Origin of the sequence: Kribbella sp. NPDC005582 (assembly GCF_040605415.1) — a bacterium.
Classification (GTDB): domain Bacteria; phylum Actinomycetota; class Actinomycetes; order Propionibacteriales; family Kribbellaceae; genus Kribbella.
Genome location: NZ_JBEXCU010000004.1, coordinates 477,539 through 487,770, shown reverse-complemented (window position 1 = coordinate 487,770; position 10,232 = coordinate 477,539). Strand labels below are relative to the sequence as shown.

At 68.9% G+C, this 10,232-nt stretch carries 9 protein-coding genes; 3 read left to right on the top strand and 6 right to left on the bottom strand.

The window, feature by feature from the left end:
• Nucleotides 1–1,108: 1,108 nt before the first annotated feature.
• Nucleotides 1,109–1,678: an isochorismatase family protein gene (locus ABZS29_RS25495; RefSeq protein WP_355465232.1), complete on the bottom strand. Its 570-nt coding sequence runs from the start codon at nt 1,676–1,678 to the stop codon at nt 1,109–1,111.
• Nucleotides 1,679–1,940: 262 nt separating this feature from the next.
• Here ABZS29_RS25495 and holA point away from each other — a divergent pair, with 262 nt between their 5' ends.
• Nucleotides 1,941–2,924, top strand: a complete 984-nt coding sequence (holA, locus tag ABZS29_RS25490) for a DNA polymerase III subunit delta (RefSeq protein ID WP_355465230.1) — start codon at nt 1,941–1,943, stop codon at nt 2,922–2,924.
• Between the two features lie 104 nt (nt 2,925–3,028).
• On the opposite strand, the gene rpsT is transcribed toward holA, so the two are convergent.
• On the bottom strand, nt 3,029–3,289 hold the full coding sequence (rpsT, locus tag ABZS29_RS25485) for a 30S ribosomal protein S20 (RefSeq protein WP_355465228.1): 261 nt from the start codon (nt 3,287–3,289) through the stop codon (nt 3,029–3,031).
• Between the two features lie 144 nt (nt 3,290–3,433).
• Between rpsT and ABZS29_RS25480 the strand changes: the two genes are divergently transcribed.
• Nucleotides 3,434–3,865, top strand: a complete 432-nt coding sequence (locus ABZS29_RS25480; RefSeq protein ID WP_355465226.1) for a nitroreductase/quinone reductase family protein — start codon at nt 3,434–3,436, stop codon at nt 3,863–3,865.
• On the opposite strand, the gene ABZS29_RS25475 is transcribed toward ABZS29_RS25480, so the two are convergent.
• The gene (locus tag ABZS29_RS25475; protein WP_355465224.1) at nt 3,862–4,311 is read right to left on the bottom strand and encodes an SRPBCC family protein; all 450 of its coding nucleotides are present in this window, start codon (nt 4,309–4,311) and stop codon (nt 3,862–3,864) included. The genes ABZS29_RS25480 and ABZS29_RS25475 overlap by 4 nt on opposite strands.
• A 136-nt stretch (nt 4,312–4,447) precedes the next feature.
• Between ABZS29_RS25475 and ABZS29_RS25470 the strand changes: the two genes are divergently transcribed.
• Nucleotides 4,448–7,432, top strand: coding sequence for a S8 family peptidase (locus tag ABZS29_RS25470; protein ID WP_355465222.1), 2,985 nt, complete (start codon nt 4,448–4,450; stop codon nt 7,430–7,432).
• Nucleotides 7,433–7,488: 56 nt separating this feature from the next.
• Here ABZS29_RS25470 and ABZS29_RS25465 read toward each other — a convergent pair whose 3' ends face one another.
• From ABZS29_RS25465 to ABZS29_RS25455, 3 genes are read right to left on the bottom strand one after another with little or no spacing between them, the layout of a single operon-like run.
• Nucleotides 7,489–8,679: a hypothetical protein gene (locus tag ABZS29_RS25465; RefSeq protein WP_355465220.1), complete on the bottom strand. Its 1,191-nt coding sequence runs from the start codon at nt 8,677–8,679 to the stop codon at nt 7,489–7,491.
• The gene (locus ABZS29_RS25460) at nt 8,676–9,203 is read right to left on the bottom strand and encodes a sigma-70 family RNA polymerase sigma factor (protein WP_355465219.1); all 528 of its coding nucleotides are present in this window, start codon (nt 9,201–9,203) and stop codon (nt 8,676–8,678) included. Before ABZS29_RS25460 ends, ABZS29_RS25465 begins: the two co-directional genes overlap by 4 nt.
• 45 nt (nt 9,204–9,248) lie before the next feature.
• Nucleotides 9,249–10,151: a phosphotransferase gene (locus tag ABZS29_RS25455; protein ID WP_355465217.1), complete on the bottom strand. Its 903-nt coding sequence runs from the start codon at nt 10,149–10,151 to the stop codon at nt 9,249–9,251.
• Nucleotides 10,152–10,232: the final 81 nt, after the last annotated feature.

Sequence of the window (10,232 nt, the reverse complement as noted above, 5' to 3'; positions counted from 1 at the left end):
TCACCTCGGCTCCGGTGTGAACGTGGGCCAGGCTGGTGGTGTCACCTCGGCTCCGGTGTGAACGTGGGCCAGGCTGGTGGTGTCACCTCGGCTCCGGTGTGAACGTGGGCCAGGCTGGTGGTGTCACCTCGGCTCCGTGCGGACGTGAACCAGGCTGGTGCTGTCACCTCGGCCCCGGTACGAACGTCATCCGGGCTGATCCTGTCATCTCGGGGCCGGCGCGACCGTCGCCTTCGCGGCTCCTGGAGCCTCATGATCGTGCGTTCTCCTGCTTATGCGTTCGTCACCAGTCTGTTCAGGTACCGGCGAGCTCGGCCTGTCCGTGGTGACTGTCCGACCGCGGGTGTGGGAAGTGGCTTGCCGCGCCCCGTCCATGCACATCACTGCCTACCGCCACCAAGTCAGGCCGGCGATGCAGCACGCTGAACGCGCCCGAGGCGATGGTCGGCCTGAGCTGTCGTCCTCGATCTCCTGCACTTGTCAGCTCGCGGATGACACCTCGAACTCCAGGACCACAGCCCGGCAGCCACTGGTATCGGGAGGTTGGTGGATGGGAGTACTGCAGCCAAAGCCCGCCAGGGCGACACGAAGTTGGATCGCGGTCAGCTGCAGGGCCAGGGGGAGAAGTCCCGCACCTGCGCCACGATGAGGTGCAGGTTGGCGTGTGAAGGCGATGGTGACCGCCGGGTGGGTGCTGTCGGGTTGATCGCCGAGTGACCAGGCCGCGACGAGGGAGACCAGGTGGGGTCAGCAGAAAGGCTTCGTCGGGGCGTCGAGTGGTTGCAAGCTCCCGCGCTGCTGGTTCGAGGATGGAGACCGGCGCTGTAGGCGCCCGGCGGCAGGTGGAATCGTGTGGCGGCTGCGGACCGCCTTGGGTGAACGCTCGATTGGCCTCGAGGAAGGGGACTCGATCGTGTTCAGCGGCAACGGTCGATCCGGCCGAGTCAGACGCGGGACACTTGATCGCATTGGAGAGCCATCCGCTGGCTGGCGGACTTGGGGCAGGCAAGATTCTGTGGCTGATACGCCCGTGCCGATGTCAGTAATCTCCGGCAGTCGCAGGATGAAGGGGAGGCGTCCCGTGGCGGCGGCACGGGGAGGGGCCAGGTCAGCTTGTGAAGGTCACCGTGGCTGCGGGGTGGGTGATGTCGGGTTGGTCGCCTAGGGACCAGGCGGCTATGCGGGAGACGGTGTGGGCGGGGATTGACTCGCTGACGCCGGGTACGGCGGGGGCGTCGTAGGTGGCGTGGGCGTCGTGGGGGAGGACTACGCGATAGCCGCGGGCGAGGGCGGTGCGGGCGGTGGCGTGGACGCACATTTCGGACATGACACCGCAGATGGCGAGGGAGCGGACGCCGGCGCTGACGAGTACCGGGCCGAGGGTGGTGGCGTCGAAGCCGTCGTCTCGGGGTTTGCGGATGACGTGTTCGCGGGGGCCGGGTTTGGTGGGGAGGTAGAGCTCCCAGCCGGGGGTGCCGGCTTCGTCGTCGGCGCCGGGTGGGCCGTCGTTCTGCAGGTGTACGACGACTGCGTTGGCGGCGCGGGCGCGATCGAGCAGGTCGGTGACGCGGTCGAGGAGTACCGCGGCAGCCGGTACAGCGTTGGGTCCGGAGACGAACGCGGTCTGCAGGTCCACGAGGATCAGTGCGTCAACGGCGGGTACGGCATCTGCGGGCATGGGGTCATCCTTGCTGCTGAGGATGGGTGAAGCCAGCAGGTTTCGCGCGGCAGGAGGATGCCGCACATGGAGTTGTGACGCGAAGGCTGGCGGACATCGGTTGTGACGCGAAGGCTGGCGGGCGTCGGGTTGTGGGGGGACGGATGCCGGAGATCGCGTTGTGGGGGACAGGGGCACGCACGGTTGAGGCCTGCGGCTTGGTTCGCGGGAGGCGGCGGCGACCGGTACCGGAACTGTCGGTGGGGGCGTGGGATGCTGGGGTGTGGCTGTTCGTAGGGGTTCTGCGCCGAAGCTGGGCGATGTGTTGCTGGTGACCGGGTCCGAGGGGTTCTTGGCGGATCGGGCGGTTCGGTCGGCGATCGCGGCGGTGAAGAAGGATTTCGCCGAGGTGGAGACGACCGAGCTGGATGCGTCGACGCTGGATGTCGGGGTGTTCGCGGAGCTGACCGGGCCGTCGTTGTTCGCGGCTGAGCGGGTGCTGGTGATGCGGGCGCTGGAGAATCTGCCGGCGGAGATGGCGCCGCGACTGATCGAGTACGCCGGTGGTCCGGCCGAGGACATCTTGCTGGTGCTCGTGCATTCGGGCGGGCAGAAGGGCAAGGGGGTGCTCGACAAGCTGCGGAAGGCCTCGGTCACCGAGGTGGTGGCGACGGCGCCGAAGGCTTGGGAGCTGCCGCAGTTCGTGACCGGGGAGATCCGGCTGCACGGCGGGAGTGCCGACGAGCGAGCCGCGACGGCGTTGGTGGACGCGGTCGGGCATGACCTGCGGGCGCTGGCGGGAGCTTGTGCGCAGCTGGTGTCGGACTCCGGCGGGCAGGCGGTCACGGCCGAGCTGATCGGCCAGTACTTCGGGGGCCGGGCGGAGGTGACGAGTTTCGCGGTCGCGGATGCGGCGATCGCGGGGCGGACCGAGCCTGCGCTGGAGCAGCTGCGCTGGGCGCTGGACTGTGGGGTCGCGCCGGTGCTGGTGACGAGCGCGATGGCCGGCGGGCTGCGGGGGCTGGCGAAGTTCTCGAGTGCGCCGGGTGGGATGCGCGAGGCGGACCTGGCGCGGGAGGTCGGCGTACCGCCGTGGAAGCTGAAGTCGCTGCGGCAGCAGTCCCGGGGGTGGACACCGGGTGGTCTGGCGACGGCGATCAAGGCGGTGGCGCAGGCCGATGCCGACGTGAAGGGTGCGTCCGGCGATGCCGGCTACGCGCTGGAGCGGATGGTCATCACGGTCAGCCGCGCCCACGGCCGCCGCTGAGCCGCAGGCCGAGAGCTGAGCCGCAGAAGGCTGAGCATCGCCCGGTTCCGGGCACGCAAAAACGATCGGCCGGTCCTGGGGACTGGCCGATCGTCAGGTGCGACTCAGAGCGAGGCGGCCTTCTTGAAGATGGCCGACTTGCGGTTGGCAGCCTGGTTGGCGTGGATGACGCCCTTGCTGGCAGCCTTGTCGAGCAGCCGTCCGGCCACCTGAGCGGTCTCGGTCGCCTTGGTGGCGTCGCCGGCCTCAGCGGCCTCCCGGAAGCGGCGCACGGCCGTCTTGAGGGTGGACTTCACCGACTTGTTGCGAAGTCGCGCAGCCTCGTTCTGACGGTTGCGCTTGATCTGGGACTTGATGTTCGCCACGTGAGCAGAGCCTCGATCAGGAGTATGCGGTCATTACAGGAAAGTGTCGCGCGCAATGCACGAAGGAACAGACTACCAACCAGCCCACTCCGGCACCAAACTGAGCCGCCTGCGCTAGGTTGCCCACGACGATCGGAGCATGACATGCCCACTGATTTCGCACTGAAGGCGATGAACGCGGTCCACCGCGTCATGCTCACGCTCAGCGCCGGCAGGGCCGGCTGGCGAGCGGCGAACATGCCCGTGCTGAAGCTCACGACGATCGGCCGCAAGTCCGGCGAGCCGCGCTCTGTGATGCTGACGTCGCCCCTGCAGGAAGGCTCGACGATCGTGGTCGTCGCCTCCCGCGGCGGAGACGATACGCACCCGGCGTGGTTCCTCAACCTTCGCGACAACCCCGCGGTGGACGTGGTGTACCAGGGGCAGCCTTCGCAGCGCATGCACGCCCGAGTGGCGACTGCGGAGGAGCGCGCGCGGCTGTGGCCGCTGGTCATCGCCGACCACAAGAACTACGCCGGCTACCAGACCAAGACCCAGCGCGAGATCCCGCTCGTACTGTTAGAACCAGCCCACTAGCTCTCGGCGGCCGCCTTCAGCCGCTCGAGCGTGGTGCGGATGCCGTGCTGGTTGATCTTGACCCGGTCGCCAACGATCGTGTTCATCGGCAGGCTGAGGACCAGCGGCCGCCGGTCGGTCCACGATTCGGTGACCTCGCAACCACCGTCGGTCACCGTGAAGTCGTAGGACCAGAGCGCGACCTGCAGCGGCCCGAAGAAGATCTCGAAACTGAACCGGCGGCCCGGATCGGCCTCCAGAACGCGGCCCTGCGTCGGCCAGCGAACGAAACCCGACCGGTTCCGGCCGACGAAACGCGCTCCGACGGCGGGCCCCGGCGTACGGGAATTCCACGTCACGCCGGTACATTCCGGACTCCACTCGCCCATCCGGGGCAGATCGCTGACCAGGTCGTAGAGCACGGAGGCGGGGGCGGCCACGGCAATCGTCTCGGTCAGGTCCGGCATCGGGTTTTCCCTTGCGGTGAGATGACACGGTCGCGCCGAGCGTGACACCCCACCGGGTCCGGCGGCATACTCAGGGCCCCGTGACGCTGCTCACCACCGGTGTCCGGGCCGATCCCCACCGTCCTGGAGGACCATCTTGTCCCGCCGTACCCCGATCATCCTGGTCAGCGCGCTCGCCGCGTCGCTGGCCGGGCTGCCGCTGGTTCATGCCCAGGCAGCCGAGACGCCGACCCTGCCGGACCCGCTGGTCAAGGAGTCCGTCACCGGTTCGTACGTCGTCCAGCTCGACGACGCGCCCGTGGCCGAGTACGACGGTGACATCGCCGGACTGCCCGCCACCCGCGTCGCCGCCGGCGGCAAGCTGGTCAAGACCGCCGCGTCGGTCACGAGCTACGTCCAGCACCTGACGCGTGAGCGTGACCAGGTCCTGCAGGCCACTCCGCACGCCAAGAAGCTCTACGACTACAACTACACGTACTCCGGCTTCTCCGCCGAGATGTCGTACGACGACGCCGTGAAGCTGGCGAAGTCGTCCGGTGTGAAGAGCGTCGAGCCGAGCGAGCTGCAGCACCAGGACACCGTCGACACCCCGCGCTTCCTCGGCCTGTCCGGCAAGGGCGGCGCCTGGCAGCAGGCCGGTGGCGTCGACAAGGCCGGCGACGGCGTGATCATCGGCGTCATCGACTCCGGCTTCGTCCCGGAGCGGCCGAGCTTCGCGCCGATCAAGACCACCAAGCAGTCGGACGCGCTGATCGCGAAGAAGTGGAAGGGCACCTGCCAGGCCGGCGAGGAAGCCCCGCTCGTCACCTGCAACAACAAGGTGATCGGCGCCCGCTACTTCAACAAGGGCATCGGCACCCGCCCGATCGCGGAGGAGTTCACGTCGCCACGTGACTTCGGCGGCCACGGCACGCACACCGCGAGCACCGCGGGCGGTAACTACGGCGTCGACATGACCGTGATGGGTCGCGACTACGGCAAGGGCTCCGGGATGGCGCCGCAGGCCCGGCTCGCGATCTACAAGGCGCTCTGGGCGGTCGACGCGACCGGTGGCGGTTCCGGCACCGACGCGGACATCATCGCCGCGATCGACACCGCGGTCGCCGACGGCGTCGACGTGATCAACTACTCGATCTCCGGCTCCGGGTCGACGTACGTGAACGCGACCGGCCTGGCCTTCCTGCGCGCCGCCAAGGCGGGCGTGTTCGTCTCGGTCAGCGCCGGCAACACCGGCCCGGGCGCAGCGACGGTGGGCAAGACCTACCCGTGGGTGACGACCGTTGCCAACGGCACCCATGACCGCGACATCCAGACCACCGTCACCTTCGGCGACGGCAGCAAGTACACCGGCGCCGGCATCGGCGCGGGCGTCCCGAGCACCCCGGTGATCCTGGCCAAGGACGCCGGGCTGGCCGGTGCGAACCCGACCAACCTGGTGCTCTGCCAGGCCGGAACGCTCGACCCCGCCAAGGTGACCGGCAAGATCGTCGTCTGCGACCGCGGCGTCAACGCCCGCGTCGACAAGAGCGCCCAGGTGAAGGCGGCCGGCGGCGTCGGCATGATCCTGCTCAACATCACCCCCGGCACGCTGGACTCCGACCTGCACACGGTTCCGTCGGTCCACCTGGACGACAAGGCCGCACCGGGCGTCAAGGCCTACGTGAGCGGTACGGCGAACCCGACCGCGACAATCAGCGCCGGTACGCCGGTCAAGGTCGTGGCACCGAAGGTCGCCGCCTCCTCAAGCCGCGGTCCGTCCCCGGCCGGCAACGGCGACCTGCTCAAGCCGGACCTGATGGCTCCCGGCACCAACGTGCTGGCCGCGACGACCGCGTTCAGCGCGGCCGGTGGCGAGTACGCGTTCATGAGCGGTACGTCGATGTCGACGCCGCACGTCTCAGGTATCGCGGCCGTCCTGAAGAGCAAGCACCCGGACTGGTCGCCGATGGCGATCAAGTCGGCGCTCGCGACGACGGCGACCGCCAAGGACACTGCTGGTCAGCCGATCCAGAACGACTCCGGTACGCCGGCCACCCCGTTCGGGTATGGCGCCGGCCTGGTCCAGCCGAAGAAGGCGATGGACCCGGGCCTGGTCTACGACTCGACGTACACCGACTGGGCCAAGTTCGTCTGCGGTTCCGGTGAGGTGGCGGCCACGCACGAGCTGTGCGCGGGCGGCAAGATCGACCCGAGCGACCTGAACTACCCGACCATGGCGATCGGTGACCTGGCCGGCAAGCAGACGATCACCCGTACCGTGAAGAGCGTCAGCAAGCTGCCCGAGGTCTACTTCCCGAAGGTCGAGGGTGCGACCGGGCTCAAGGTGACAGTGTCGCCGAAGCTGCTCGTCATGCTTCCCGGCAGGAGCGCGACGTACAAGGTCACCATCGAGAACGCCGGTGCGCCGCTCGAGCAGTACTCGTTCGGGACTCTCACGTGGAAGTCTGCGTTCCACTCGGTGTCGAGCACGCTGGCGGTCAAGCCGCTGACCGTGAAGGCACCGGTGCAGGTCAAGGGCACTGGCGTGAGCGGCTCGGTGCAGGTGCCGATCACCGCCGGCTACACCGGCACGCTGGACACCAGCTCGGTCGGCCTGACCGCGGCGACGGTCGCCGAGACCGTCATCAAGAAGGCGGGCGGGGTGTCGTTCCCGGCCACCAACCCGCAGGCCAACGACCACGTCGCGAAGCTCACGGTGAACATCCCAGCCGGTACCAAGTACGCCCGGTTCTCGACGTTCGACGCGGACTACCCGGCGGCCACTGACCTCGATGTGTACGTCTACAAGTCCGGTACGACGGCCGTGCTCGCCAACAGCGGCGGCGGTTCGGCCGAGGAGGAGGCGAACCTGGTTGCTCCGGCGGCCGGTTCGTACGACGTCTACATCGACTACTTCGCCGGTGCCGACAACCAGACGGTCAAGCTCAACCACTGGGCCCTCACCACGGCCGAGGGCAACCTGACGGTCACTCCGGCCTCCCAGCCGGTCACCACCGCGGCGCAGACCACGGTCACGGCCAACTGGACCGGCCTGACCGCCGGGACCCGGTATTTGGGTCAGCTCGCCTACACCGACGGCGGCACGGGCTCCGGCTCCACCGTGCTCCGCGTAGACAGCTAAGACACAAACTAAAGGGCGCTCCCACCAGCACGGTGGGAGCGCCCTTTCGTCGTTTTTCAGGGGCGAGCGAGGGTGATGTACTTGTCCTTCTCGGTGCGGAGCAGCTTGCACTCGCCGGTGGTGACCTCGCAGCGGTACAGCCGCTTCGGCCCGGTGCCGGTCTCGGGCTCAGTGACGGCCAGAAGCTTGGTCGCGTCTTCGAACACCGGCGTGCCGTCGAAGCGATCCGGAATGTCGAGCTTGGTGATCTTTCCGGTGGCGACGTCGATGGTCAGCTTGCTGGTGGTGTTCACCACCCTCTGGCCATCGGGCGACAGCGCCGCGGACAGGCCCAGCACCGTCTTCTCGCAGTACTCGCGCTGAACATCGATCGCGTTGTTCCGCAGGACACCGATCTGCAGGCAGTGGTCGACCGCGGGCTCAGGCTTGGTCGTGGCGAAGTTCTGCCCCGGCTTCGGTGCCGTCCGCTCGGGCCCGGTCGAGAAGACCACGAGGTCCGAGTTCGGAGTCGTGGCGATCCCCTCGAAGCCCTTCGGGGTCTGCACCGGCCGCGCCTTCTTCTCGCCCGGCTTCCACACGTACAGCCGATCGGTAGCCCAAGGAACACCGGAGTCGAGCCAGATCCCGGTCTTGTTCCAGCTCAACGCACCGGCCTTGTTCGGCGGCAGCGGAATCGAAGCGACTTCGGCGCCGCTCGCGATGTCGTGGACGACGACCCGGCCCGACTGCGTCGGGTAGGTGGTCATGGCGACCTGCTGACCGTCCGGGGACAGGATCGGGGAGAGCGCTCGCTTCGGTCCCAGGCGCTGGAAGGTTCCGTTGCTCTTCAGGATGCCGACGTGCGGATCCACGCTCGGCGCCTCCTGCACGAAGTACTCGGTCAGCCAGCCACCGGGGACCCGCGCGGCGACCGCACGGAGTCCCGCCGGGAGCGGCAGGCTGCGGGAGCCGTCGTACACGGTGCCCTTGAATTGGGGGCCGTCACCGGTGACGGAGTACGGCACCTTCGGGGCCTCGTTGGTGAGCGGAGACGGCCCGGCCGGGGAGGCATTGTCGGGGCCCAGGTTGGTCAGGACGGTGACCGTCAGGGCCAGTACGGCGGCGACGGAGGCGGCGGTGGCCAGGACTGGCCAGGGGGAGCGGCGGTGGGTGGTTTCGGCGAGCAGGCCGGGGCCTTGCTCGTTGGTGGGGACGGTGGCGGCCTTGGTGTCCAGGTAGTCGCGCAGGCGCGATTCGGTGTCGTTCATCGGATGTCCTTCAAGCGGTCGGTCAGCGTCGCGAGGCCGCGGGAGGCGTTCGAGCGGGCGCTGGACTCGCCGATGCCCAGGAGCTGGGCGATCTCGGCGAACGGGAGATCGAGGTAGAAGCGGAGGACCAGGACCTCGCGGGTCCGGGTGGGCAGGGCCTGCAGTGCCCGTTGCACCTGGAGCCGCTCCTCGCCGAGGACGGCGTCGCTCTCGGCGGAGGCGTTGGGAGCCTGGTGGGGTGGAATGTAGAGCCGCGCGACCCGGCGGCGGCGCAGGACCGAGCGACTGCGGTTGAGTACCGCGGTCCGCAGGTATCCGAGCGCCGCTTCCGGTTCCTTCAGCGGCCAGTGCCGATACAGGTTGGTGAAAGCCTCCTGTACGACGTCCTCTGCCGCCTGCCGGTCGTCCATCACCAGCACGGCCAGGCGCACGAGGCCCGCCCAGTGCTGCTGATAGAGCGCCGACACGGCGGTCTGCGCGTCATCACGCGCCAGGGCCCGGGGAGGGCCGCTGATGCTCACCATTTGATTCGTCACACCCCCAGAGACGCCCGGCCCACCGAAACGCTGCTACCCGAGCCGCTCCCGCACCCAGTCCAGGTGGACCAGCGCCTGCGACCGCTGCCACGCCCGGATCGTCGGCAGGCCAGGCGGGGCCGGCTGGGCTGCTCCCCACCATTGGCCGCCCGCGATGGCGGCGATGAAGCCGGTGATCGCGGGGTCGTCCGGTAGCTCGGGCAGCTTCACCGCACTGCTCCGTATGTCCGCCTGCAGGATCACAGTGTCGGTCCAGCGGGGGCCAAGTCCTGGGTGGGCCCAGTCGATGAAGACGACGCGGTCGTCGGTCAGGATGATGTTGTCCGCGCGCAGGTCGTAATGGGCAAGCGCCTTGCCGTCCGCCATGACTCGTAGCGTGTCCTGCGCCAGCGCGGCGAGCTCCTCGACGCGCCCGACGAGCCAGTCCGGTACGGCGAGGCCGTCCGCGAGGACCTGGTCCCAGCGACTGAGGAACTCGCGGCTGCGGACCGCGACCACCGGCGCGTCCGGCCACGGCGAGGGGTACAGCGCGTCGGTCAACGAAGCCAGTGCGTCCAGCACTCGGTCGACCTCGGACTGGACCCACGGGTGCGAGGGCATCCAGCCGGAGATGTCCTCGAACAGCAGTCCGACCCAGTCCCCGTCGTCGTACACGTCCAGCAGGCGGGGTGCCGACGGCAACGAGCCGATCGCCTGGACGGCGGTGATCTCGTTGCGGAACAGCGATGGTGTCTTCGGATTGAGCGCCGTACCGACGGCTTTGACGAAGGCGCGGCGGCCGGAGGCGGTGACGAGGCGGGCGGCGACGCCGGGGGAGAAGCCGCCCTGCTGGGTCGCGGCGGAGACCACCGCCGAACCGAGCGCCCGGTCGACCCAGGCGCGGACCGCGGCGGGCGTGTTTTCGAAGGGCAGCCGGACCCCTGCAGCGTGTGCCATGCGTCACCACGGTAGGGCCAGCGGGCGCCGCCTGCTGCGATTTTTCAAATCCGCTGGCTCCGCATGGGATGATTGAGCAGT

Bases quoted from the DNA above. Each gene is read 5' to 3' on its own strand.
- ABZS29_RS25465 (WP_355465220.1), bottom strand. From the start codon at position 8,679: ATGAACGACACCGAATCGCGCCTGCGCGACTACCTGGACACCAAGGCC.
- ABZS29_RS25480 (WP_355465226.1), top strand. From the start codon at position 3,434: ATGCCCACTGATTTCGCACTGAAGGCGATGAACGCGGTCCACCGCGTC.
- ABZS29_RS25455 (WP_355465217.1), bottom strand. From the start codon at position 10,151: ATGGCACACGCTGCAGGGGTCCGGCTGCCCTTCGAAAACACGCCCGCC.
- ABZS29_RS25475 (WP_355465224.1), bottom strand. From the start codon at position 4,311: ATGCCGGACCTGACCGAGACGATTGCCGTGGCCGCCCCCGCCTCCGTG.
- ABZS29_RS25460 (WP_355465219.1), bottom strand. From the start codon at position 9,203: ATGGTGAGCATCAGCGGCCCTCCCCGGGCCCTGGCGCGTGATGACGCG.
- ABZS29_RS25495 (WP_355465232.1), bottom strand. From the start codon at position 1,678: ATGCCCGCAGATGCCGTACCCGCCGTTGACGCACTGATCCTCGTGGAC.